Origin of the sequence: Pontibacter lucknowensis (genome assembly GCF_900156415.1) — a bacterium.
GTDB lineage: Bacteria > Bacteroidota > Bacteroidia > Cytophagales > Hymenobacteraceae > Pontibacter > Pontibacter lucknowensis.
Map to the genome: position 1 here is coordinate 276,423 of NZ_FTNM01000003.1, position 25,585 is coordinate 302,007.

Consider the following 25,585-nt stretch of genomic DNA (forward strand, 5'->3'; position numbering starts at 1 on the left):
TATTAGGAGTACATACGTAAAGTACTCTTTCGGGTATAAACCAAATAAGAACAGTCTTGTTTTGTTAATGTCTATACATTGAAATAGATCTATTTGTGGTGATTGTGAATATTTTAACAGCTTTGCGCGTGGAATTTTAGACAGAAGATGGCTATATTGTGTGTTTAAATCTAAACTACTCAATCACCTTAATCTGACACATGAGAAAAATCTTAACCATTGCAGCCTGTCTCGCTTTGGGAGCAGCAGGCAGTGCGATGGCGCAGGAGACCTTTCCGCGCAATGGCGTGTACGATGAACGCACCGGTCTTGTCGCGCTCACCAACGCCACCATCCACACCGATTACAAAACCAAAATAGAGAACGCCACCCTGCTGATCCGAAACGGGAAGGTAGAGGCCGTGGGTACCAAAGTACAGGTGCCTGCCGGTGCCGTGGTAGTCGATGCCAAAGGCAAGCACATCTACCCGGGTCTGGTGGATATGTTCACCAGCTATGGTCTGCCGGAGGTAAAAGTGGAGCGCCGCAGCTGGACAGCCCCACCACAGGAGGAGTCTACGAAGCAGGGCGCCTACAACTGGAACCAGGCCATTCGTCCGGAAACCAATGCTGTGGAGCTCTTTAAAGTAGACAAAAAGCAGGCTGAGGAAATGCGCAAGCTGGGCTTCGGTACCGTGCTGGCCGTGCACCGCGACGGTATAGCCCGCGGTACGGCCACGCTGGTAACACTGGCTGACAAGCGCGAGAACGAGGTAATCCTGCTCGACAAGGCTGCTGGTGCACTTTCATTTGAGAAAGGCTCTTCGCCGCAGGATTACCCGAACTCGCTCATGGGTTCTATTGCCCTGCTGCGTCAGACTTACCTCGATGCGCAGTGGAACAACATGAATCCGGGTCGTGAGCAGAACATCTCGCTGGCCGCTTTTACGGGTGCCAACAACTATCCGCAGATTTTCGAAGCCAACAGCAAGCTGAACCTGCTGCGTGCCGATAAAGTAGGCGACGAGTTCAAGAAGCAATACATCATCAAAGGTGGCGGCGACGAGTACCAGATGATCAAGGAGATCAAGGCGACCAATGCCCCAATCATCGTGCCGCTTAACTTCCCGGAGGCGTACAATGTGGAGGACCCGTATGATGCCCGCCGTGTGCCGCTCGACGCCATGAAGCACTGGGAAATGGCTCCGTCCAACCCGGCAGCTTTGCAGAAGGCAGGTATACCGTTCGCCTTCACCACAGCCGACCTCAAAGACAAAAAAGACTTCCTGCCAAACCTGCGCAAGGCCATTGAGTACGGTCTGTCAGAAGAAGAAGCCCTAAAAGCTTTGACTGCCACTCCGGCTCAACTCCTGAAAGCCGACAAGCACGTAGGTAGCCTCGACAAAGGCAAACTGGCCAACTTCATCATCACCAGCGGCAACCTGTTTGCTGAAGACAATGTGATCCTGGAGAACTGGGTGCAGGGCAATCAATACAAGATCACTGAAGTGCCAGCTGATTACAGAGGTGTGTATACGCTGAAGATCGGGCAGCAGCCGGAGCGCAAACTGCAGATTGCCGGTACGCCTGAAAAGCCGGAACTGAAAGTGATCGGTCAGGACACCGTGACAGGAAAGATCTCTGTTAGCGGCAACCTGGTAACGCTGTCATTCACTAAAGACAAGAAGAGTAAAGAGACTATCCGCCTGAGCGGCTGGTATGCTGATAAGAACCTGCAGGGCGAAGGCCAGTTGCCGGATGCGACACTGGTGAAATGGAATGCGAAGTTCTCAGAAGCAATGACCGAGAAAGCGAAGAAAGACGCTGCCAAAGAAGCCAAGCAGGCACTGGAGCTCGGCAACATGATCTATCCGTTCCAGGCTTTCGGTCAGGCTGAACTGCCAAAGCAGGAGACGGTGCTGATCAAGAATGCCACGGTATGGACGAACGAGAAAGAAGGTATCCTGCAGAACACTGACGTGGTGCTGAAGAACGGCAAGATCGCGAAAGTTGGCAAGAACCTGAGCGAGTCTGGCGCCCGTGTGATTGACGGCACTGGCAAGCACCTGACAGCCGGTATAATTGACGAGCACTCGCACATTGCGTTGCAGGGAGTGAACGAAGGTACGCAGGCGGTAACTGCCGAAGTACGCATGATGGACGTGGTGAACCACGAAGACCCGAACATTTACCGTCAGCTGGCTGGTGGTGTTACGACTTCGCAATTGCTGCACGGTTCTGCCAACCCAATTGGTGGTCAGTCGGCCATTATTAAACTGCGCTGGGGCAAGAGCCCGGAGGAGCTGTTTGTGGAGAACGCCGACGGCTTCATCAAATTCGCCTTAGGTGAGAACGTGAAGCACTCCAACCGCGCACCTTCGCACAACGTGCGCTTCCCGCAGACCCGTATGGGGGTGGAGCAGGTATACGTAGACGCTTTCCAGCGTGCCAAGGAGTATAAGCAGGCCTGGGCAGACTACAACAAAATGTCGAAGAAGCAGAAAGCCGCGGCCGGCGAGCCGCGTCGCGACATTGAGTTGGAGACACTGGTAGAAATCCTGGACGGCAAGCGCCACATCACCTGTCACTCTTACGTGCAATCTGAGATCAATATGATGATCAAGGTAGCCGACCAGATGGGCTTCAAAGTAAACACATTTACGCACATCCTGGAAGGCTATAAAGTAGCCGACAAAATGCGTGACCACGGAGCCGGCGGCTCTACCTTCGCTGACTGGTGGGCTTACAAAATGGAGGTGAAAGACGCGATTCCACAGAACGCAGGTATCATGCACAAGCTGGGCGTGACTACTGCCATCAACTCTGATGACGCCGAGATGGCCCGTCGTCTGAACCAGGAAGCTGCCAAGAGCGTGAAGTATGCTGGTGTGAGCGAAGAGGAAGCCTTGAAAATGGTGACGCTGAACCCAGCCAAACTGCTTCACCTGGATGATCGCATGGGTAGCATTAAAGCAGGTAAAGACGCCGACGTGGTACTGTGGAACAACCACCCGTTGTCGATCTACGCCCGTGCCGAAAAAACTTTTGTGGACGGCATTGCTTACTACGACCTGGAGCGTGACACGCAGCTGCGCACTGAGCTGGAGAAAGAGCGTATGCGCCTTGTTCAGAAGATGCTGCAGGCTAAAACCTCTGGTGCCAGAACACAGGCGCCTCCAAGAGGCCGCGCTGCTGTGGTACACTGCGAAGACGTAGAGCACCACGAGGAAGAGGATTTTCTGGCTTACTAAATGGTTAAATTGTTAAATGGCTAAATTGCTGTTTCGGAATTGAGGGAATCGCACCGCGAACCAACAATTTAACAATACAGCAATGCAACAATTAAAGAGATGAAAATTCACAAGAGATATATTTCAGCTTTCGTGGCGCTTATGCTGAGTGTGCCTGCCTTTGCGCAGGTGCCGGTGCCGGCTGCGAAGCAAAGCAAGCCTGTGTTGCTGACAGGCGCTACCCTGCACGTGGGTAACGGCAAGGTGGTAGAAAATGCCGCCGTTGGCTTTGATAATGGCAAGATCACCTACGCGGGGCCACTGAGTGGTGCGAACCGCAATGGCCACGAAGTGATCGACGTAGCCGGGCAGCACATCTACCCAGGCCTGATCCAGCCAAACGCACAACTTGGCCTGAACGAGATTGAGAGTGTGCGAGCTACACTCGACATGCGCGAAGTTGGACAGTTTAACCCGAACGTGCGTGCTGTGGTGGCCTACAACACCGACTCTGACATCGTGCCGACCATTCGTGCCAACGGCGTTTTGATGACGCAGGTAACACCGGTGGGCGGAACCATTTCCGGCTCGTCTTCAGTGGTGCAATTGGATGCCTGGAACTGGGAAGATGCCATCGTGAAAGCCGACATAGGTATTCACCTGAGCTGGCCAAACATGATCATTAACACAGGGGGCGCTCCGAACCCGCGCATGGCCAACATGGGCCAGCAGCGCGAAGAAGCCATTGCCGAGCTGGGTCAGTTGCTGCGCGACGCCGCTGTGTACAAGCAGGCCAAAAACGAGAAAGAAAACCTGAAGCTCACTTCGCTGAACGGTCTGTTCGATGGCTCTAAAAAGCTATACCTGCATGCCAACTATGGCAAGGAGATCATTGAAGGCGTGAACTTCGTGAAGCAGCATGGCGTGAAGGACATCGTGGTAGTAGGTGCCCGTGATGCGGTTGCCGTTGCCGATTTCCTGAAGGCAAACAACATTGCCGTGATCTACTCTGGCGTACATGCCCTGCCAACCCGCTCTGACGAAGATGTGGACATGCCATACAAGACGCCATACCTCTTGCAGCAGGCCGGCATACCTTTCGCACTCGACTACGACCTGAGCACACACGGTATCCGTAACCTGCCTTTCATTGCCGGTACAGCCGTAGCCCACGGTCTGGACAAAGAGCAGGCGCTGGCCGCCATCACACTCAACACGGCGAAGATCTTAGGTATAGACAAGCAGGTAGGTTCCGTAGAGGTTGGCAAAGATGCCACCATCGTGGTATCGGCCGGCGATATCCTGGACATGCGCACTAACAACGTAACGCACGCTTTCATCCAGGGCCGCAAGATCGATCTGAACGACAAGCAGAAGTACCTCTACGAGAAGTTCAACGGCAAGTACCAGGCTGAGCAGCCTGCAACTACAGGTCCGAAAGCACAGAATTAAAATATCTACTCTCACCTTAAGCAGGAAAGCGCTGTCATGTTGTGACAGCGCTTTTTTTTTTACAACTCTACCACCAACGCTCCCTGCTCCGTCACATCATAAAACGGTATCCCCGCCTCCGCTAACTGTGGCTTCAGGCGCTGGAGGTACCAGGGGGCGTTGGAGGCGTCGAGTACGAGTTGCTTGAAGCGGAAAGGCTGTAGCTCTTCGGGCTTTACCCGAACGTTCTGCGTGAGCAGCAGGTAATCCACTTCAAAATCGGGTAGCGGTTGCACCTTGATCGGCTTCGAGACCACTAGCAGGCGCTTGCCCTGCCATACCAGCAGGCTGTTGCTGTCGGGCAATACAACATGGCTTATACCTGTCGTTGGAGCATTTGCAAGGGTATAGGTGTCGGCTTGCGACACGCCTTTGTGCCAGAGGTAAGGCTGAATGTTGAAGGTATAGATTTGTGGGGCCAGCGGCTGGTTGCTCACCACGGTCGCCTGCTCCCCCTGCAGGAAACTGAAAGCGGTGGCGTTGCGCATGTTGTACACTACCAGGCTGCGTTGGTCTCGCTGAGCTACTATTTCCAGTACCTCCTGCGCCGCCAGCACTGCTACAACTGCAGTCGCCAAGGCAAAGTAGCGGAGCTGTTTGTAGGCGAAGAAAAGGATAAACAAGAGCAGCAAGGTATAGAGCAGCCAGGTTTGGGAGGCGCTGATGTCGATGCCGTTGATGACAGCCTGTGGCAGCTGATTCACCCGCAGGTTGAACTCGTTCATGGCCCAGGTGATGGCAAAGTGAACCTGGAACAGCAGCGTGCTGAGCAGCGGTACCCAGGAGAAGAATAGGGCAGCTACACCCGAGTAAAGTACCAATGTAGCGGCTGGCACTACCAGCAGGTTAGCCAGCCAGAAGTAGACCGGGAACTGGTGAAAATAGTATAGCCCTAGCGGGAAAGTAGCCAGTTGAGCCGCCAGCGCCGCCGTGAAGAGGGACCATCCTTTGTCCAGAACCCTGTTGTCGAACTCCAGCAGTCTGTAGAATCTTGGCTGCAGGTATACGATGCCGAGCAGCGCCAGAAAAGAGAGCTGAAAGCCCACCTCCAGCAGGAAATACGGATTATACCACAGCAGTGCAAAAGCAGCTATGGCGAGGGTATTGTAGATGTTGTGCTGTCGCCTGGAAACCATAGCCAGCGTGATCAGACTAAACATGAAAGCAGCCCGAAGCACAGAAGGGGAGAGGCCCGTAATGAAAGCATACAGCCAGAGCACACCCAGAATAACAGCGGCATAAATTACCCGTTGCCTGGTTGTTTTCTTAAAGCCAGCCAGCAGAAAAGCCAGTATCCCATAGATCAGCCCCACATGCAGACCCGATACCGCCAGCACGTGCATGGTGCCGGTCTGGGCATAGGCATCCCGGATGGAATTGTCAAGTTCGTCTTTCACTCCCAGGATCAAGGCAGAAGAAATGCCGTACTCCCGCCGCTCATTGATCGACTCCTTCAGCAAAGCGTCGAGTTGGCGGCGCAGGTATATGCTGAAGTACAGCACCGGGTTTGATGGATCCGATTCGATTTTCTGATACTGGTGCGCCTGCAGAAAATGGCGGTAGTGAATCTGTTTGTTGGCCAGAAAAGCACGGTAGTCAAACTGGTTCGGATTGGCGGGCAGCGCGACAGGTAGCGGTGTGCCTTTAATCAAAAGCCGGTCGCCGTAGGCAAGCTCGTACTCCCGCTGTGAGTCATGGGGTACCGAAAGCTGTACCTTGCCTTCGGCGGGTTGCCACTGGTCGTTTACCTGCACCAGCTCTACCTGCAGTACCGTGTTCTGGTAACCAGGTTTCTGCACCACGTAATCATTTACCACACCCGTATAGTAAGCAGGCTGTCCAGACAAATTGCGCAGGTGCTGCGGACGGTGCGAATCGGTATGCAGGTGGGTGACCCACATACCGCCTGCCGCGAAACAGAGGAGGCCGGCTATACCTGCCAGGGTGTTGGCTTCTACCGTTTTCGCCTTGCGTGCGATCAGGTATAGTACCAGGTAGAGGGCAACAAAAAAGGCAAAGAGTTCAGGACTATACCTGAACGCTTTGCCTGTGTGCAGGTACACGAGTATACCTGCTATAAAGCTAAGGACAATGCGAACGAATGGGTAGGGAGCCCACCGTTTCATCAGCCCTTATAAACCATCTTGTAGTGCTGTATGTCGCACTCCGTGAACATGTCGCCTTCGGTTACAAAGCCGTGGCGCTTGTAGAAATTGACGGCCGGTAACTGCGCGTTCAGATATACCTTACTGCCAGCATGAGCTGCCTGCACGTCCCGCAGCACGGCCTGCAACAGCGCAGCGCCCACCTGTCGGTTGCGGTAGTCGGCCAGCACAGCAAAGCGCTCCAGCTTTATACCCTGGTCGGTCTGTCGCCAGCGGGCGGCTCCACAGGCTATACCTTCGCAGGTGGCCAGGTAGTGGCGGGCAGTCGATTCAAACTGATCACGCTCCGCCTCACGTGGTACCTGCTGCTCTTCTACAAATACCTGTTCACGTATATTGAACGCAGCAGACCTATCCTGCTCGCGTTCAGCACGTATTACCTCAATCATCTTGTGTTATCAGATCAGCTGCTATACCTTCTTTTTGCGGCCATTCACCGATACGGGCTTGCCTTCTTCGGCGGCTTCGGCTTCCAGCTTGGCAGACAGACGTGCCTCGTCAGCCTGTGTATAGGCGTCTACGATGTCACGCACCAGGCGGTGACGCATCACGTCCTCCGGCTGCATCTCGATAAAGCCAATCCCTTTCACGTTACGCAAGGTATGCAGGGCATCGATCAAACCGGACTTCTGTCTGTGCGGCAGGTCAATCTGCGAGCGGTCACCGTTGATCATCACCTTCGAGGTTGGGCCCATACGGGTCAGGAACATCTTGATCTGTGCCGGCGTCGTGTTCTGTGCCTCATCGAGCAACACAAAGGCATTGCTCAGGGTACGGCCACGCATATAAGCCAGCGGCGCGATCTCGATGATCTTGCTTTCCTGGTAATATTTGAGCTTCTCCATCGGGATCATGTCCTCGAGTGCGTCGTAGATCGGGCGCAGATAAGGATCCACCTTCTCTTTCATGTCACCCGGCAGGAAACCCAGATTTTCGCCGGCTTCCACCACAGGGCGGGAGATGATGATCTTCTTCACCTCTTTGTTTTTGAGGGCGCGCACGGCCATCGCCACCGAGATGTAAGTCTTACCGGTACCCGCAGGCCCCAGTGCAAACACCAGGTCATTGTTCTCCACCAGGTCCACCAGTTTTTTCTGGTTTGGCGTCTTGGCTTTGATGATGCCGCCCTTGCTACCGTACACGATTACGTCCGGAGAAGTCACGATTACTTCCTCATCCGTAAAAGGATCAGAAGAAAGGTATCTATTTACGCTGTTATGCGTAATCTTCCCGAACTTGTGATAGTGATCGATCAGCGAAGAAAGGATCTCGTGTATCTTGGTTATCTCAGGCGTCTGGCCCTGAATTTTAATTTCGTTACCTCTGGATATGATCTTGCTGCTCGGAAAAGCGGCTGCAAGCTGCTTGATATTCTGATTCTCTGTCCCCAGAAAATCGATAAGAGAGATATTCTCTAATGTTATTACTTTCTCTACCAAATGTTTATGTTATATATAGTACGTTGGTAATATATTCTGTAAATTAGCTAAAATTGTTACATATAGATTACAAATCTACTCAAATTATAGTTCGCTCTATGGCTGTAATTACGTTTACCTCAGACTTTGGCTACACCGATCATTACGTAGCTGCTGTAAAGGCCGCCATGCTGTCCCTGCAGCCTCAGGCCCATATCGTGGATATTTCCCATGGGATTGAGCCTTTCAATATCCCGCAGGCCGAGTACATTATCGGTTCGGTGTTCCGGGAGTTCCCTGAAGGCACGGTGCACCTGGTGGCAGTAGACACGCACGGTTGCAAACAGGGCAAATATCATGCTGCAAAATACAAGGGCCACTACTTTCTACTCGCTGACAATGGGTTGCTTTCGTTGCTGACAGACGGGGAGCCAGAAGTGGTAGTGGAGCTGCAGACGGATGAGGAACTGCTTCCTTTCCCAGCCAAAAATCTGCTGGCTCCTGCTGCGCTATACCTGGCTAAAGGTGGCGACATCGACGTGCTGGGTGAGCGAACTACCTCCTATAAGCAACTGCTTAACCGCCAGTTGCGCCTCAACGATCACTCCATAACAGGGCATGTCATTCATGTGGACCACTACGGCAACCTGATCACCAACATTACCAAAGACAGTGTAGAGACCATTGCCCATGGCCGCACCTACACCGTGCATTTCGGCCGCGAAACGGTTGGACGCATCCACCAGAACTATACCCAGGTAGAAGACGGCGACTGCTGCTGCCTTTACAACCATCTTGGCCAGCTCTGCATCGGCATCAACAAAGGCAACGCTGCCGAACTGCTCGGTCTAGACTTCGACTCACAGGTAGATGTGCGCTTTTATCCGGGAGCCTGAGTTGGTGATTGAGTGAATTAGTGATTGAGCGAATGAGTGATTTTTTTGACGGCTTCGCATGAAAGATAGGAACCACCGACTTGGCCTGCTGGTGCATGTGCTCACGGTGTTTGTGCTGCTCCTGAAAGGGGCAGACAAACTGAGCCAGCAGCATGTGTTGAGTGGTGGTTTTTTTGTGGGGTTGGGTATATTGATTATCCTTTTATTAATTTTGGAGAAGGTTTACCACTGGTCTCACAGAAGTGTCAAGATCGCTTGCTTTTTGATCGAGTCGGCGGCACTGGCAGGTATGGCCATCGTGTTTTACCAGGAAGGCAAGCAGTACTTGCCTTATGTTTTCGGCTTAAGTGCTACTATTTACCTGATCGTTGCCCTTGTCTCGATTTTCAAAAAGGGTGAGTCCATCCAACATTAATACAATCACTAACTCACTTAATCACTCCATGTTAATCCGCATCGTACGAATGACCTTTCAGCCGGAGAAGACGGCCGACTTCCTGGAAATTTTCCGCAACTCAAAAGAGAAGATCAGGGCCTTTGACGGCTGCAACCATGTAGAACTGCTGCAGGACCTAAATCACCCCAATATTTACAGCACCTACAGCCTCTGGGACTCCGAGAAGCACCTCAACAACTACCGCGACTCCGAGCTGTTCGGGCAGGTATGGAAGGCCACCAAAGCACTGTTTGCCGATAAGCCGCAGGCTTGGTCGAATGTGCAAGTAGACATTTGAACTGTCTCTAACTGGAGTGGTATAGCCCCTTCAATAGCACTGCGTAATTCCTGCTGAACCAATCTTTAAAGCAGGGCTGTTTCATTCCATTCTTTTTGTCATCCGGCAAGGATCCAGGTAGCAAATAGTATAGGCTTCACCTCACGTGGCTATATCTTTTGCTATCGAATTTTGAGGTGGTTTAGGCGTATGCTGTCATTGGTAAACCTTTTTGAATAAGCAGCTTATTCAATGTTATAGTTTTTAACTATAATCCGTTTACTTTAATCTATTTGATCTATATAGACTTTCCGCGGACTTTTGTGGCGTTAATCAACCCAAATTCCACAAATGTTACGGAAATCTTTACTAGTGTTAGCTATTGCAGCAAGCGGACAGTTTGCCATGGCGCAGCAGAAGCCCCTTACCACCAACACAGGTGCGCCAGTGGGCAACAACCAAAATTCCAAGACAGCAGGTGAGAACGGTCCGGTATTGCTGGAGGACGTGCATCTGATCGAAAAACTGGCCTCTTTTGACCGTGAGCGCATACCTGAGCGCGTGGTGCATGCCCGCGGTGCCGGTGCCTACGGCGAGTTCGAGAGTTACGGCGATTTCTCCCAATTTACCAAAGCTTCCCTGTTCAACGGCAAAGGCAAGAAAACCCCACTTTTCATACGCTTCTCTACGGTGGTGCACGAGCAGGGCTCCCCTGAAACCTTGCGTGACCCGCGTGGCTTCGCCGTGAAGTTCTACACCGACCAAGGCAACTACGACCTCGTAGGCAATAACCTGCCAGTGTTCTTTATCCGCGACGCCATCAAGTTTCCGGACATGGTGCACTCTTTCAAGCCGTCGCCTATCTACAACAAGCAGGACCAGGAGCGCGTGTTCGACTTTTTGTCGCACCAGCCGGAGTCTACCAATATGCTGACTTACCTGTACTCTAACCTGGGCACGCCAGCCAGTTACCGCGAAATGGATGGCTTTGGGGTACACGCCTTTAAGTGGGTGAACGCACAGGGCGAGGTTACTTACGTGAAGTACAACTGGAAATCGCTGCAGGGCGTGCGAAGCCTGACAGCGGCTGAGGCGTCGCAGGTGCAGGCCAAAGACCATACGCACGCCACCACCGACCTGTATGAGCAAATCGGCAAAGGCAACTTCCCGAGCTGGGAACTCACCGTGCAGATGATGAAGCCGGAAGATTTGGACAAGTTCGATTTCAATCCGCTGGATCCAACCAAGATCTGGCCTGAGTCCGTGGCGCCGAGCATCAAGATCGGTAAAATGACCCTGAACCGCGTGCCGGGCAACTTCTTCGAAGAAGTGGAGCAATCGGCTTTCTCGCCGGCTACGCTGGTGCCAGGTATAGAGCCTTCCGAAGACAGGCTGTTGCAGGGCCGCGTATTCTCTTACTTCGATACGCAGCGTTACCGCCTGGGTGCTAATTTCCAGCGCATCGAGGTGAACGCGCCGAAGGTAGAGGTGAACAGCAACAACCAGAACGGGGCCTTCAGCAACCGTGGCAAAAACTCCAACATCAACTACGAGCCAAGCGTGACCAAGCAGGGCACTTACGTGGACAGCAAGCAGCACGAATACGCTACCCGCAAGATCGACGCCGAGACCATGCAGCGCGCCATCAGCAAGCAGAACAATTTTGCGCAGGCTGGTGAGCTGTACCGCTCACTTTCCGAAGCTGACAAAAAGCACCTGATCAGCAACCTGGCAGGTGACCTGGGCCAGATCCGCAACAAAGTGATCGTGCACAAAATGGTCAGCCATTTCTACCAGGCGGATGCCGACTACGGCACCCGCCTGATGAAAGCGCTTAAACTGAACAAAAACGACGTGATGGCCCTGGTGGCAAGCAAGTAATAACAGGAACAGGCTGGGTACAAAAGGCTCAGCCTGCTTTCCCTGAACCCTGGCTGTTTGCAGAGCAGTCAGTAGATCAAATCACCCCGGTAAAACCCTTTCCCATGAAGCATACGCTACAAGTTATCTCCATTTCACACCAAACTGCCACACTCGAACAGCGGCAGGCGCTGCAATTGAGCAGAGAAGAGGCCACAGCCTTTATGCAGGAGCTGAAAGCGGCGGGACTGGTAGAGGGCGTGCTGGTGCTGACGACCTGCAACCGCACCGAGGTTTACTATGAAACAACAGCAACCGAAACTGCCGCTGTACAGCAGGCGCTACTTCGGTTTAAAGATTTAAACGCAGCTGCCTTCGCACCGCTCTTTACCTACCACAGCTACAGCGAAAGCACCCTGTACTACCTCCTGGAGGTGGGCCTTGGCTTGCGCTCGCGGGTGCTGGGTGATAGGCAGATCATTGGGCAGCTGAAGGACAGCTACCGCCTGACCAACGACCTTAAACTGGGGAGCCCTTTGCTGCACCAGGCGCTGCAAACGCTGTTCCGGGCGCACAAGCGGGTACACAACGAAACCGATTTCCGGGTAGGAGCTGCCTCGGTGGGCTATGCTGCCTTAGAGCGCCTCACAGATTTCTTTCCCAGAAAGGACTTCGCAGCCAAACGCATGCTGATCATTGGCACGGGGCAAATGGGCACCGACATCGCCCGCTATGCCAGCTCCTTTGGCTTTAAAGACATCGTGCTGACGAACCGTACCGATGCCCGCGCCGAATTACTGGCGCAGGAACTGGGTGTGCAGCACATTGCCTTCAGAAACTACACACAGGAGCTGAACAGCTTTGATGTGGTGGTGAGTTGTGTGGGTGGCGGAGCACAGTTACAGGCGGCGGCTTTCGGCGAAGCAAAAGGCAAGCGCGTGCTCCTCGACTTATCGGTGCCGCAAGGTATAGCGCCTGAAGCAGGGCAGTTGACCAACACCACCCTGGTGAACATCGACCAGATCAGCCGCCGCACGCAGGCAGTATTGGTGACGCGGCAGGCTGCCATTGCGGCAGTGGAGCAGATTATAGCTGAAGAAACAGAAGTTTTTTCCCTGTGGCTGCAGGACCAGCCCGTGGCGCAGGCCATCGGCGAACTGAAAACCTTTTTTGCAGAAGTATTGGGCAGCGAGCTCCAGAAGCACATTAGTCCTGCCGACAACGCAGCGGCACAGGCCATTGCCAAGGCCACGCTTGATCGACTGATCCGGCGCCCGGCAGGCGCCCTGCGCACCTCCGAAGGTATAGCCCGTGAGCAACTTTTGCAGGCCATGCAGCAATTGTTCAGAACGGCACCTTCCGATAAGCAAATAACAGTTTAACACGAGCTTAACCGCTGGCTATACCTACGCATGCGGCGGCCTGTAACATATACCATTTAACCCATAACTTATACCTGAATACCATGTTCAAATCATTCATTTTCAACTTACTCTTCTTACTTATACCTGCCACCATTTTCGCGCAGACCACCGACCTGATCGGGGCTGCCAGGGCAGGCGATGTGGCGGTGATACGCGAGCACCTGCAAAGCAAAGCCGACGTGAATGCGGCCGACCAACGCGGCTTCACACCGCTGATTATCGCCGTGTATGGCGGTCACCATGAGGCAGTGGAAGTGCTACTGGAAGCTGGTGCGAATGTGAACCAGCAGGATGCCTCGGGCAATACCGCCCTGATGGGAACAGCCTTTAAAGGATACTCGGCGCTGGCGGAGCTGCTCATCAGCAAAGGGGCCGATGTGAATGTGCAGAACGGCAACGGCGGCACCGCCCTGATGTTTGCCAGCATGTTCGGCCGCAATGACCTGATCGGGCTGCTGGTGAAGCATGGCGCCGATAAAAGCCTGAAAGACCAGCGCGGCCTCACTGCCCTTGACCTGGCCAGGCAGCAGGGCAACGAAGAAGGCATTAAGCTGTTGCAATAGTTTTATAGTTGCGTTTAAGGTGAGTGGCCTGTGCTGTGAGAGCGGCACAGGCTTTCGCTTGACTAGCCCTTTACAGGTATAGCCGGTGCGTGCCTTTTTGCGCAGGTATAAACATTCTTAAGGCTTTTCCTGTACTTTTGCTACGTATACCTGTTGGTGTTTACTGATAACTGTTTACTGATCACTGTGACTATGAATTATTTCGAGTTTTACCATATACCTGAGAGTTTCCTGCCCGACGAGAAAGCGATCAAAAGTCGCTACTACGAGCTGAGCCGCGAGTACCACCCCGACTTTTACGCGAACGAGGACCTGGGCACGCAGCAGAAGATCCTGGAGCTCTCCACGCTCAATACCAACGCCTACCGCACCCTCAGCGATGCCGACCTGCGCATGCAGTACATCCTGAAAGAGCACGGCCTGCTGGAAGAGGGCAAAAACGAGCTGCCGGGCGATTTCCTGATGGAGATGATGGAGATCAACGAGGAACTGATGGAGCTGGAGTTCGATTTTGACGCCGCCAAACTACACGAGATAGGGGAGAAGAGCTCGGGCACCATGGCTGCTTTAGAAAATGATATCCTGCCGGTGCTGCAGCGATACCCTGAGCTTCATGGAGTTACCAAAGAAGAGGCCTTGCAGGAGGTAAAAACCTACTATTTGAAGAAAAAATATTTGTTGCGTATTCAGGAAACTTTATCTAAGTTTGCAACCCGTTCCTGATAGTCGATCAGGAACAAAAGTTCGACTCCGGCCCAGGGTGCTATACCTGAAACCAGATAGAACAAAATGCCTTGGTGGCGGAATTGGTAGACGCGTTGGTCTCAAACACCAATGAGGTTACACTCGTGCCGGTTCGACTCCGGCCCAAGGTACAAAAACGAAAAAACCCACTGAAATTCAGTGGGTTTTTTCGTTTATAGATAGCAGAAACGATGGCAAAATCTCTATGATTTTACATTTTTTAAATTTTCTGCTTTTTGACGCCATTGATCCGCAAGATCTTTATCCTTTCTAACACCTTTGCCCCCCTTTTCATAAAGATTCGCTAAATACAGCATCCCTTTAATGTTTCCCATTTCAGCTGCTTTTTGAAACCACTCTAAAGCAACTATATAGTTTTTCTTCACACCATTACCTTCGACATGGAGTACCCCCATGTTCACCATTGAATCTGCATTGCCCTTTTCTGCTGCTTGTAAAAACCAATTTCTTGCCTTTTTATAATTCCTTCTTCCTGCTTTGCCATCTGAATATATGTAACCAACTGCATGCATAGATTTATCTTCACCCAAGGCAGCACTCTTTTTATACCACGTAAGACCTTCACAGTAGTCAACACTTACACCGAGTCCTTTAACATACATTGATGCAATGTTATGCATAGCTACCGCTTTTCCTTGTTCAGCTGCTTCTAAATACCAATTCATAGCGACACTTTGATCCTCTGTGACACCTGGGCCACCTCTTGAGTATATGTTACCCAAGTTAATCATCGAATCAGCAAATCCCTCCGCTGCAGCCTTTTCATACCACTCAATTGCTTTTGTATAGTCTCTATCAACTCCTAATCCGTTAGCATAAAGAACCCCTAGGTTATGGTATGCTCCTACTTCACCATTATTGGATGCAAGCAAAGACCATTTTAAAGCTTCATTGTAGTTGACTGCAGTACCACGGCCCATTAAGTATGCGATTCCTAAATTAGCCATAGCACTACCGTTGCCTTTTTCTGCGGCCCTTCTAAACCATCTTAATCCTTCAGAAGTATCTGTCTCTATGCCAATACCTCTACTGTACCATATTCCTACAATAAACATTGCATCTGAATTACCATTTTCTGCTGCTTTAAGAAACCACTTGAATCCCTGTTTAGCGTTTTGATCTACGCCTAAACCTTCAGAATACAACCGGCCAATTTGAAGCATTGCGTTTGATATTCCCATTTCAGCAGCTTTAAAGTAATACTGCATCGCTTCTCCATACATCTCTTCAGTTTTGGCAGAGTTACCTTTGATATATATCGGAAGTGCTTTTAGTGCTGCATTAAGCTGAAAAATACCCTGCTGATTTTCTTTTTCGCCTCTGTTAAACTTGATGTACCTATCTACTTCGAATAGTAAGGAATTATTGAGAGTACTATCTACATAGTCATTACTTTGAGTGAGATTGTGAAGTGCATGTATTTTCACTAAAGCAACTTCGGGATTCCATTTTTTCAACAGCCTTTCTGCTGCGATTGCTTTTTCAAAAGCTTTAGAATACTCAGCATTTTCTAATGCGAGCTGCGCTTCACTATAGTTATCTTCCCAAGAGTCAGACTTGGTTTCACTTTGCGCATTTGCATTTAATACTGCTATAAAAAAAATAAACAGGAGCACTATGATACTTCTCATACTATATAGATTTCTTAGTGGTTCTACTAAATATATATAAATTCTAATAAAGTTTTATGGTACTATAGTCTCTAATATAAAGACGTACTCATGATGAGGATCATGTTAGTAGTAGTAAATTAGGTGGTAGAACATCAGTTAGAATCTGTTGATATTAATAAAATTATATTAACACGTCACTATACACCCTGCAAAAGCATGTTTCAAACCACAAGCAGCTATCAAGAACTTTTTAATGTCCGGCCCAAGGTTTAAGTAAACTAAAAACGCCCTGCAGATGCTAATCTGCAGGGCGTTTTTGTGCGTTTTTAAAAGAGTACTTTCACTCCAAACTCCGTTTCATCACATAGTAGGTACAACTACTTCCTTCATGAACCCTGGGATAGGTATCGACTAATTTCCAGCCTTTGCTATTCATGTAGTTCAGAGCAGCCATAGGGGATATGAAATCAATGTTATTTCCTTGAGTATCTTTCAAGACCTCTTCACCGTTGCCGAAATCAACGTGCGCATGCACTTTAGTACTGAAAAGAGCTTTCACAAAGAACCTGAGCTCGCAGTACTCTTCAGTTCGTTGAGCAGTAGTTGTAACAAGAGAGGCAGGTACTGCCTGTGCATAACTCCAGGTACATGCCAGGATAGTAAGTGCGAACACGAGGGATAATTTTTTCATAGGTATAACGCATAAGGTTCTGTTAAATATTAGCAAAAACCTATCCAATTGAATGGCTGGGTATACCTGTAACCGCTGGAACCTTCAAGTTTTTGCTCTACACATTTGTGCAGCGTGTCTTCCTCTAAACAGCTGAGGTCCCATTGGCTGCTACTCGTCCGATGGGCTCGACAGTATTATAGTCTTCATCCCGTAGCTTCACAGCACAAAAGCAAAAGTGTTTCAGATATTCATTTTATATATTTTTCAAAGAATAATTTAAAGGACTTGATTCTGAGTTTATTGGAGGTTGACAGGAGGGGGAAAGAAGCGTTAGCCGTAATTTCTTTGTTAAAACATCATTGAAGTGCTTTTTAAAGTATACCTGGTTTTTGATAAGTATTAATACTTATGGATTAATACTTTATGATAGAATAAAACCACCAGGTTTTCAGATTATAATTTTCCATTATGATCAATATATAGTTAACAACCTATATATCAACTTCATAAATTTGCTGGTATAACATCGGATTTTCATTGATAAAATTCTACCAACCAGTCAATTTATGAAACCCAGTATTGCTTTCTCCGGCTCGACAAGAAGCGGGATTGGCTATGACGTTTTCAAAACTTATTTGAAAAGGCTGTCATTGCTTCTTTTCTTTTTAGGGGGGCTCGCTTTATCGCATGTTGCCCATGCCCAAACCCAGTATACTCACGATTTCTCCACCCCTGCAGCTCTAAGCGGTAAAGAAGAAAATGGATTCTACAACACAAAGGCTATTATTAATATTGGCGGGGTAGAGTATGAACTGTCAGGTATAATAAATGGTAATTGGGAAAATAGAAGTAACGGAGGTGCCAACAATAGCGGCAGCTTATACTTTAGTACCGCTGCGACAACCGGCTTTACTATAAAGCGTAAAGACGGCCAACGATTCAAATTTTATGGACTCTGGCTAAGCTATGACTGCTTCAGTGATGCAACATATTATCCACCGCCACACCTTACCGTAACTTATACAGGGAGCAGTCTGCCGCAGGAGATATTTAATGATCGAAACCGACAGGGGTTGGTGCTTTCAAAAGATGTAGAAGTTAGCTCAGTAACATTCTACTTTTCAGGTCTCCATACCTTAAACCTCGACAACCTGGTAGTTGGTCCTGCTGGCGCTCCCTTGTCCGGTAATGCCAACCTCTCCAACCTGACCCTCTCAGGCACTACGTTGTCACCGGCATTTAATGCCAATACAGTTAGCTACACGGCAAGTGTAGCCAATACCGTAGCCTCGGTTACAGTCACTCCAACCAAAGCAGATGCCAATGCTACTGTGAGTATCAACGGAACCGTGCTGGCCAGTGGCGTGACCTCCAGAGCAGTTAATTTGAATGTTGGCTCCAACTCAATTCCTGTTGTCGTAACAGCGCAGAACGGGACCACTAAAACCTATACTGTAAACGTAACACGGGCTGCACCTACCGTATCAGCTCCCCCTGTGGCTGGGTATGTGAATGCGCTTCAGTTCGACGGTGTAAATGATTATGTGGAGATTCCGTCCCAACCTTCCAACCAGTTCGATTCTGAAACAGAGTTTACTGTTTCGCTTTGGTTCAAGGCAAACAGTATGAATAGAGCCGGTCTTTTCAGCAGACCTTCAGGTGGTGGCGATATGCAGTTCTGGCTGAGTGCAGAAAACGGTACATTTACCCACGGAATCGACAAGCATGGAACTGGCTGGACCTGGCTCAGTACCGGAACAGCTTATAAACTGGGAGAGTGGGTACAGGTAACCACTGTAAGGCGCAATGTTGGTGGCGAGCGCAGAATGGAAATCTATGCCAACGGCGTTTTAATTGGTTCAGATAGAGTAAACTACACATCTTCAGCATCCAATGCATCCATACGCATTGGTACTGTCATTAATGCAGATGAGAGCTTTGCCAACGGGCAGATAGACAACGTGTCGCTTTGGAAAAAGGCGCTGACTGCAGAAGAAATCAAAACACTTGGAGCCACTACCCTGAGCGGCAACGAAGCGGGGCTAGCAGGTTACTGGCGCTTTGATGAGACATCGGGCACTACAGCGTATGATGCAACAGCAAACGCAAACCATGGCACACTCAGAAATATGGATCTGGCAACTGCCAGAGTTAGATCAACGGCAGGTGATATCATTACCAAAAAGAATGTAGCCTACGCTGGTAAACTGACTGGTAGTGACCCCGAGAGTAAGCTTTTGAGCTATGGCATAGTTACCAGTCCATCTAAAGGCACGCTCTCACTTAATCCCAATACAGGAGCCTTTACCTATACACCAAATACTGATGCGGTTGGTACTGATAATTTCTCTTACAGGGTCAGCAACGGAACAACCACCTCAAATACAGCTACTATCAATGTAACGATCGTTGAGCTGGCCGCCCCTTCAGTTCCGGACCTGCTCAGCTCCAGCGATACTGGTATAAGCAACAGCGATAACATCACGAACGATAACACGCCAACTTTTTCCGGAACGGCGACGGCTGGTTATACCGTCACCCTGTATTCCGGTGGTAGTGCGGTTGGAACTGCTCAGGCTGATGCCTCTGGTAAGTGGACAATAACAAGCAGTAGCCTGGCAGATGGAGCCCACAGTATGACGGCAATAACGGTGGACGGAACAGGAAGTCAAAGCCCCGCTTCAGCCGCCTTAACTGTAGTGATTGATACAACGGCTCCTAACACTACCATAACCGCTAGCCCTGCTGCTGCTACAAACGCCACCAGCGCTACCTTTACCTTCACAAGCGACGAAACTGTCAGTACCTTCCAGGCAAGCGTGGATGGCAGTCCGTTTACCATTGCTGCTTCGCCGCTTACACTGACGGGCTTGAGCGAAGGCACGCACACCGTACAGATACAGGCCATGGATGCAGCCGGAAATCTGGATCCTACGCCGGCCTCCTATACCTGGACGGTAGACGCAACGGCTCCGGCCGTAACGGGCATCACCCGCCACAATCCAGCAACAGCAACCACCAACGTGACCTCGGTTACCTTCCTGGTTTCCTTCAGCGAGGGAGTTACAAGTGTTGATGCAGACGATTTCTCTTTGGCAACTACAGGGGGGGTAACAGGCACCGTTTCAGGCGTAAGTGGTGCGGGAACTAGATACGAGATAACAGTCTCTAACATCAGTGGAAGCGGCACCCTGCGTCTGGATGTAATGGCAAGTGGAACCGGGATCACAGATGCAGTCGGGAGCGGGCTCAGCGGAGGGTATACCGCTGGTCAGACATATACAATAGACACCACCAGTCCGGTTATCACCTCCGTTTCTGTACCTGCCAATGCTACGTACAGCGCAGGTCAGCACCTGGACTTCACGGTTAACTTCAGTGAAGCCGTGACTGTAGCTACCGAAAACGGTACCCCAATGCTCGGCCTTACCATAGGCGCTGCTTCCCGGCAGGCAGTTTATCAGAGCGGCTCGGGCACAACTGCGCTGACCTACCGCTATACCGTGCAGCCAGGCGAGATTGATACGGATGGTATTGCGCTGGCAGTTGGTATTACCCTGAATGGCGGAACAATAACCGACGCGATCGGCAATGCAGCTGTCTTGTCGCTGAACGGGGTGGCCTCAACAGCCGGTGTTCTGGTAGATGCTGTTGCGCCAACCATCACGTCTATCACCCTACCCAACGACGGCACTTACAACCTGGAGCGGGAGCGCTACTTGCTGTTCAGTGTAGAATTCAGCAAAAACATGCAGCGCACGCAGGGCTCATACCTTGAGCTACGTGTCGGCACACAAATCCGCAAGGCTACCTTGGACTGGGCTTATGAAAGTTCTGCTTATTATGCCTATTCGGTGCAGGAAGGCGAGCAGGGGGCAGGCCTGGAAGTGCTGGCCCTGAAATCGGACGCTACAATGCCAACCGATATGCAGGGCAATGTACTGAGCACAGGCTCAACGTTTCCTGTCACGCGCAGCAATGTGCGTGTAGACGGTATTCGTCCTCTTATCACAGGATTGACGGTGCCTGCCAATAAGATTTATAAGCAGGGCGAGCACCTGGACTTCACGGTGCGCTTCAGTGAGAAGGTAGAACTCCGCGAGGCAGGACCTATATTCGGTCCCCTGAGCGCCAGGGCTGCAAGCGAGCCGGAACTGGAGCTGCCAGCACCACCAGCGGACGGAAATCCTTTTATTCCGCTTAAGATAGGTGAAAAAGTAGTGCTGGCCCTGTACAACCAGGGAAGCGGCACCGAGCAGATCTCCTTCCGCTATACCGTGCAGGAGGGAGAACTGGACATGGATGGAATTGAGGTAGCGCCATTGATTATGACGGTGGATAACCTCATCCCCGGCCCAAGACCTATGGCAGGTAGCACGCCGCCTGCCGGAAATTTCACCATCACCGACCTGGCAGGTAACTACGCCGATGATCTGATGTTTGATGAGGTGCCTGTTACCACTGGGGTGCTGGTAGATGCCGTGGTTCCAACCCTGCAGTCTGTCAGCATAGCCTCTAAGAATAGCAATCCGGCCGTAGCAAAAGTTGGCGATGTGATCACGTTGCAATTCGTGGCCAGCGAAGCGATCCAGCTAACGGTGCTGATTGCCGGGAATGCGGCAACAGTAGTGAATGTTTCTGGTTCGGAGTATCGCGCGACCTACACCATGACTGCTGCCAGCAACGAAGGCAACGTACCATTCAGCATCAACTTCAGCGATCTAGCGGGCAATGCAGGTGCAGCTGTCAGCGCTACCACTAACAGCAGTAGCGTTACCTTCGACAAAACAGCGCCGACCGGAACGCTCGCCATCAACGGCGGGGCTACCCACATGGCCGCTACGGAAGTTACGCTGAGCATTTCGGCAACCGACGCCCTGACCGGCGTGGCCGACATGCGCTTCTCCAACGACAACACCACCTGGAGCGACTGGATGCCTTTCGCGACAAGTCAAGCCTGGACACTACCTGCTGTAAACGGCAACCGCCAGGTATACGCCCAACTGCGCGACGGTGCCGGCAACATCGGTACGGCGGAGGCGCAGATCATCCTGGACAATGTGCCGCTCACGCTCACACTCACCAGCGATGTGCAGGCTGCTACCAACAAGCCATTCGATGTAACCTTCACATTCAGCAAAGCCGCTACCGGTTTCACGATAGCAGACCTGACAGTGGTAAACGGCACGGCTTCCAACCTGGTGACCGCGGACAATAAGGTATACAAGGCGACCATAACCCCTGCTTCGGAAGGAGAAATAAGAATAAGTGTGGCAGCCGGTGTAGCAGTTGATGTAGCGGGCAATCTGAATGCCGCCTCCAATTCCATTACGACACTGTACGATACTACGCGACCTGCTGTGGTTGTCAGCACAAGCGCTTCCAGTCCTGTTAACAGCGCCTTCACAGTTACTTTTGAATACAGCGAAAACGTGTCAGGTCTTGCTGCGACAGGTATAGCCGTTAGCAACGGTACGCTTTCTCAATTCAGCCAGGTGGACGGTCGACGCTACAGTGCGCTGGTAACGCCTGTGACAGCCGGTGAAGTAGCCGTACAGGTGCCTGCCAATGCAGCGGGCGACGCGGCTTCAAACGGTAACTTGCCTTCCAGCACGCTCGCCGTGGTATATGATGCTGACCGTCCAACCGTGGTGTTGGCTAGTACTGCCCCGAACCCGATCAACAGGTCTTTCCAGGTAAGCGTTACGTTCTCCGAGCCTGTAACAGGATTTACAGCGCAGGATATAACAGTGGTAAACGCTACGCTCTCCGGCCTGACCACAACGGATAACCAGCACTATACCGTGGAGGTAAGCCCGCTGGCAGATGGACTGGTAACGGTTTCGGTGCCGGCTAATGTAGCCCAGGACGCGGCAGTCAATGGCAACACGGCTTCTGCAGTACTCTCCAGAACCTTCAATACTACCAGACCTACACTTGCCCTCTCCACTACTGCAACCAACCCAACCAACGCTGCTTTTGAGGTGAACTTCACTTTCAGCAAAGAAGTTAGTGGCTTTGAAGTAGGAGACATTGCAGTGAGCAACGGAGCGGCGGCTGCCTTCACGCAGGTTTCTGCTCAGGTATATACAGCCCGCATCATACCAACTGCGGAAGGCGAAGTAATTGTGAGTGTGGCAGAAAATGTGGCCCAGGACGCAGCCGGCAACGGCAATACGGCAGCCGCTGCATTGAAACTGAATATTGACAAGACACAGCCAACTGTTGTACTGGCTTCCAGTGCACCTGAGAAGCTGAACGCCGCCTTCGAGGTAACTGTCACCTTCAGCGAAGCGGTAACCGGATTCACTGCTGCTGATGTGACGGTTGTAAATGGTACGGTGACAGCCTTCGCGGCGAAAGGTGACAAGGAATATACCTTGCAAATCACACCGCAAGCGAATGGGGAAGTGCGCGTATCTATTGCTGCCGGTGTGGCGCAGGATGCAGCGGGTAACCTAAACCTGGTCTCCGATCAGCTTACCCGACTCTATGACACGACAAGGCCAGCCGTTATAGTGGCCACAGCGGTGACCAGCCCTGTCAATACCGCCTTTACCGCGCGCTTAACCTTCTCAGAGTCTGTGGAAGGCTTTGAGCTGAACAACATAACGGTAGAGAATGGAAGCGTTTCTAATCTAATTAAAGAAAGCGCTACGGTATACACAGCCCTGGTGACACCAAGTGCAAATGGTGTGGTGACAGTTTCCGTGGCTGAGAACGTGACGCGGGATGCGTTTGGTAACGGCAACCTGGCCTCCGACCGACTGCAGGTAAGCTACGATGTGAGCCAGCCAGTGCTGGTACTGTCCACGACGGGCGCGGATGTGGTGAATGGCCCATTCGAGGTAACCTTTACCTTCAGCAAAGCAGTGACAGGATTTGAGTTGCAGGATATCGCTGTGACTAACGGTGCTGCTTCTGCCTTTACGCAGGTGTCTGCGCAGGTATACACTGCCCTGGTAACACCACTGGCCGATGGCGAAGTAGGTATAGCGGTAGCAGCTGACGTAGCTCGCGATGCTGCCGGAAACGGTAACCTGAAGGCTGATGCTTTAACCAGAATGTACGATGCTACCAAGCCAACCTTGGTGCTGAGCACAGAAGCCAATAGTCCGATCAACGCTGCCGTCGAAGTCGTGTTTACGTTTAGCGAGCAGGTTTCTGGTTTTGCCCTGGCTGACGTAGCAGTGACTGGAGGAACTGTATCGAACCTTGCACCTGCCGCAGGCGGCAAGGTATACACCGCTACCATCACGCCATCTGCTGAAGGAGAAGTGTCCGTAAGCGTTGCTGCAGATGTGGTAGAAGATTTGGCCGGTAACGGCAATCTGGCCTCTAACACACTGCGCCTGCAGTATGACAAAACCCGTCCGGCAGTCACGCTGGCTACCACGGCTCCGGCCCTGACCAACGCCGCTATACCTGTCACGATCGAGTTCAGTGAAGTTGTAACCGGCTTAGATCTGGCTGACATCTCCGTCACCAACGGTACAGCTGCTGACCTGACGAAGATAAGTGAAACAAGGTACAGCGCCCTGGTGACACCAGCTGCTGACGGAGAAGTAAGCATCGTCCTTGCCGAAAACAAAGTAGCGGACGCAGCCACGAACGGCAATACAGCCTCTAACCAACTGACCCTGACTTATGATGGCAAGGCACCTGCTGGCTACGCCATCGCTTGGAGCGCTGACCGTGTGGATGTATCGAACCTGGAGGATATGGCGCTGCTGCTCACAGGTGCTGAACCGGGTACGACCTATACCTATCGCATCACCAGCGCCCAGGAAAACACAGAAGTTTCCGGTACGGGCGAGGTGACAGAGCAAAGCGTGCGCATCGAGAACCTTGACCTGGAGAAACTCCAAGATGGCACGTTGACCGTGCAGCTATACCTGACGGACAAGGCCGGAAACAAGGGAGCGGAAGTAACGGCGCAGGTAGTGAAGATTACCCGCAACATCGCTTCTGTGACGGAGCCAGCCATAATCGAGGTGCCGATCCGTACGAAATTCGAGCAGGTTTCGCTGCCGGCAACTGTAGCAGTTACCTACTCTACCGGCGAGACAGCGCAAGTGAAAGTACGCTGGGAAGCCGGTACCTACGATGGCACCAAAGCCGGACCTTATGTGCTGACCGGTATACTGGAACTGGCCGAGATGACGACCAACCTGGATAACCTGACTGCCAAAGTAACCGTGGAAGTGCAGCCGAACAAAGTGCCAACTGTACTTGCCTTCAGCGCCACCAACTTCAAACCAGATGCGACGGCAGCAGATGTGATCGGTACGCTGACTACCACTGACCCGGACGACACCGAGTTTGTCTATACCCTGGTAAGCGGCGAGGGCGATGTCCATAATGCACTCTTCGAGATCCGCAGCGACCAGGTATACCTGAAGTCGAACAACGGCCTGTCAGGTATGACTTCCTTCACCATCCGCGTACGCAGCACCGACCCATACCTGAACACGATCGAGCGCACCTTCACGCTGACCAAGCAGGCCTATGACCGCACCGTGGACCAGCTCAAGATCGTCAACGCTTTCTCTCCGAACGGCGACGGCATCAACGACAACTGGACCATCCCGGAGCTCCGCTTCTACAACCAGGTCTACATCCAGGTGTTCGACCGCTCGGGTGTGCGCGTGTTTGAGACTACTGATCCGGAGAAAGGCTGGGACGGACGCGGCCCGAACGGACAGATCCTGAAAGGTGCCTTCCTCTTCACGGTGGAGGTGAAGGATATCAACTGGGTGAAAAGAGGTGTGGTGACAATCCTTAGCAAGTAATCA

15 protein-coding genes and 1 tRNA gene are annotated in these 25,585 nt (G+C 51.5%); 11 read left to right on the forward strand and 5 right to left on the reverse strand.

The window, feature by feature from the left end; translation table 11 throughout:
* Window positions 1-200: 200 nt before the first annotated feature.
* A complete protein-coding gene (locus BW972_RS12005) occupies window positions 201-3,230 on the forward strand; it encodes an amidohydrolase family protein (RefSeq protein WP_076422314.1) in 3,030 nt (1,009 codons plus the stop codon).
* Between the two features lie 99 nt (window positions 3,231-3,329).
* On the forward strand, window positions 3,330-4,661 hold the full coding sequence (locus BW972_RS12010; RefSeq protein WP_076422315.1) for an amidohydrolase family protein: 1,332 nt from the start codon (window positions 3,330-3,332) through the stop codon (window positions 4,659-4,661).
* Between the two features lie 59 nt (window positions 4,662-4,720).
* Here the strand turns inward: BW972_RS12010 and BW972_RS12015 are convergent, their stop codons facing one another.
* The 3 genes from BW972_RS12015 to BW972_RS12025 are packed head-to-tail and all read right to left on the reverse strand — an operon-like array spanning window position 4,721 to window position 8,304.
* Window positions 4,721-6,826 carry a ComEC/Rec2 family competence protein gene (locus tag BW972_RS12015; protein ID WP_234986368.1) on the reverse strand — a complete coding sequence of 702 codons (2,106 nt, stop codon included), beginning with the start codon at window positions 6,824-6,826 and terminating at the stop codon, window positions 4,721-4,723.
* Entirely contained in the window at window positions 6,826-7,254 is a 429-nt protein-coding gene (locus tag BW972_RS12020) for a GNAT family N-acetyltransferase (protein ID WP_076422317.1), read from the reverse strand. The genes BW972_RS12015 and BW972_RS12020 overlap by 1 nt, the downstream gene beginning before the upstream one ends.
* 21 nt (window positions 7,255-7,275) lie before the next feature.
* A complete protein-coding gene (locus tag BW972_RS12025; protein WP_076422318.1) occupies window positions 7,276-8,304 on the reverse strand; it encodes a PhoH family protein in 1,029 nt (342 codons plus the stop codon).
* Window positions 8,305-8,402: 98 nt separating this feature from the next.
* Here BW972_RS12025 and BW972_RS12030 point away from each other — a divergent pair, with 98 nt between their 5' ends.
* The 8 genes from BW972_RS12030 (at window position 8,403) to BW972_RS12065 (ending at window position 14,614) form a co-directional block, all read left to right on the forward strand.
* Window positions 8,403-9,179, forward strand: a complete 777-nt coding sequence (locus tag BW972_RS12030; RefSeq protein ID WP_007656919.1) for an SAM hydrolase/SAM-dependent halogenase family protein — start codon at window positions 8,403-8,405, stop codon at window positions 9,177-9,179.
* Between the two features lie 58 nt (window positions 9,180-9,237).
* Window positions 9,238-9,594, forward strand: coding sequence for a hypothetical protein (locus BW972_RS12035; RefSeq protein ID WP_076422319.1), 357 nt, complete (start codon window positions 9,238-9,240; stop codon window positions 9,592-9,594).
* 28 nt (window positions 9,595-9,622) lie between these two features.
* The gene (locus BW972_RS12040) at window positions 9,623-9,913 is read left to right on the forward strand and encodes a putative quinol monooxygenase (protein WP_076422320.1); all 291 of its coding nucleotides are present in this window, start codon (window positions 9,623-9,625) and stop codon (window positions 9,911-9,913) included.
* Window positions 9,914-10,243: 330 nt separating this feature from the next.
* Entirely contained in the window at window positions 10,244-11,773 is a 1,530-nt protein-coding gene (locus BW972_RS12045) for a catalase (protein WP_076422321.1), read from the forward strand.
* A gap of 104 nt (window positions 11,774-11,877) precedes the next feature.
* On the forward strand, window positions 11,878-13,134 hold the full coding sequence (gene hemA / locus BW972_RS12050; protein WP_076422322.1) for a glutamyl-tRNA reductase: 1,257 nt from the start codon (window positions 11,878-11,880) through the stop codon (window positions 13,132-13,134).
* A gap of 83 nt (window positions 13,135-13,217) precedes the next feature.
* On the forward strand, window positions 13,218-13,739 hold the full coding sequence (locus BW972_RS12055; RefSeq protein WP_083674161.1) for an ankyrin repeat domain-containing protein: 522 nt from the start codon (window positions 13,218-13,220) through the stop codon (window positions 13,737-13,739).
* Between the two features lie 192 nt (window positions 13,740-13,931).
* On the forward strand, window positions 13,932-14,462 hold the full coding sequence (gene hscB / locus BW972_RS12060) for a Fe-S protein assembly co-chaperone HscB (RefSeq protein WP_040574213.1): 531 nt from the start codon (window positions 13,932-13,934) through the stop codon (window positions 14,460-14,462).
* 68 nt (window positions 14,463-14,530) lie between these two features.
* A tRNA-Leu gene (locus BW972_RS12065) sits at window positions 14,531-14,614 on the forward strand.
* A gap of 72 nt (window positions 14,615-14,686) precedes the next feature.
* Here BW972_RS12065 and BW972_RS12070 read toward each other — a convergent pair.
* Both BW972_RS12070 and BW972_RS12075 read right to left on the reverse strand, forming a co-directional pair.
* On the reverse strand, window positions 14,687-16,135 hold the full coding sequence (locus tag BW972_RS12070) for a tetratricopeptide repeat protein (RefSeq protein ID WP_076422323.1): 1,449 nt from the start codon (window positions 16,133-16,135) through the stop codon (window positions 14,687-14,689).
* A gap of 322 nt (window positions 16,136-16,457) precedes the next feature.
* Window positions 16,458-16,808 carry a hypothetical protein gene (locus BW972_RS12075; RefSeq protein ID WP_007661242.1) on the reverse strand — a complete coding sequence of 117 codons (351 nt, stop codon included), beginning with the start codon at window positions 16,806-16,808 and terminating at the stop codon, window positions 16,458-16,460.
* Window positions 16,809-17,866: 1,058 nt separating this feature from the next.
* On the opposite strand from BW972_RS12075, the gene BW972_RS12080 reads away from it, so the two are divergent.
* Window positions 17,867-25,582 carry an Ig-like domain-containing protein gene (locus BW972_RS12080; protein WP_159439859.1) on the forward strand — a complete coding sequence of 2,572 codons (7,716 nt, stop codon included), beginning with the start codon at window positions 17,867-17,869 and terminating at the stop codon, window positions 25,580-25,582.
* The last annotated feature ends 3 nt before the right edge of the window (window positions 25,583-25,585 follow it).

Bases quoted from the DNA above. Each gene is read 5' to 3' on its own strand.
- BW972_RS12005 (WP_076422314.1), top strand. From the start codon at position 201: ATGAGAAAAATCTTAACCATTGCAGCCTGTCTCGCTTTGGGAGCAGCA.
- BW972_RS12010 (WP_076422315.1), top strand. From the start codon at position 3,330: ATGAAAATTCACAAGAGATATATTTCAGCTTTCGTGGCGCTTATGCTG.
- BW972_RS12015 (WP_234986368.1), bottom strand. From the start codon at position 6,826: ATGAAACGGTGGGCTCCCTACCCATTCGTTCGCATTGTCCTTAGCTTT.
- BW972_RS12020 (WP_076422317.1), bottom strand. From the start codon at position 7,254: ATGATTGAGGTAATACGTGCTGAACGCGAGCAGGATAGGTCTGCTGCG.
- BW972_RS12030 (WP_007656919.1), top strand. From the start codon at position 8,403: ATGGCTGTAATTACGTTTACCTCAGACTTTGGCTACACCGATCATTAC.
- BW972_RS12035 (WP_076422319.1), top strand. From the start codon at position 9,238: ATGAAAGATAGGAACCACCGACTTGGCCTGCTGGTGCATGTGCTCACG.
- BW972_RS12040 (WP_076422320.1), top strand. From the start codon at position 9,623: ATGTTAATCCGCATCGTACGAATGACCTTTCAGCCGGAGAAGACGGCC.
- BW972_RS12045 (WP_076422321.1), top strand. From the start codon at position 10,244: ATGTTACGGAAATCTTTACTAGTGTTAGCTATTGCAGCAAGCGGACAG.
- hemA (WP_076422322.1), top strand. From the start codon at position 11,878: ATGAAGCATACGCTACAAGTTATCTCCATTTCACACCAAACTGCCACA.
- BW972_RS12055 (WP_083674161.1), top strand. From the start codon at position 13,218: ATGTTCAAATCATTCATTTTCAACTTACTCTTCTTACTTATACCTGCC.
- hscB (WP_040574213.1), top strand. From the start codon at position 13,932: ATGAATTATTTCGAGTTTTACCATATACCTGAGAGTTTCCTGCCCGAC.
- BW972_RS12070 (WP_076422323.1), bottom strand. From the start codon at position 16,135: ATGAGAAGTATCATAGTGCTCCTGTTTATTTTTTTTATAGCAGTATTA.
- BW972_RS12075 (WP_007661242.1), bottom strand. From the start codon at position 16,808: ATGAAAAAATTATCCCTCGTGTTCGCACTTACTATCCTGGCATGTACC.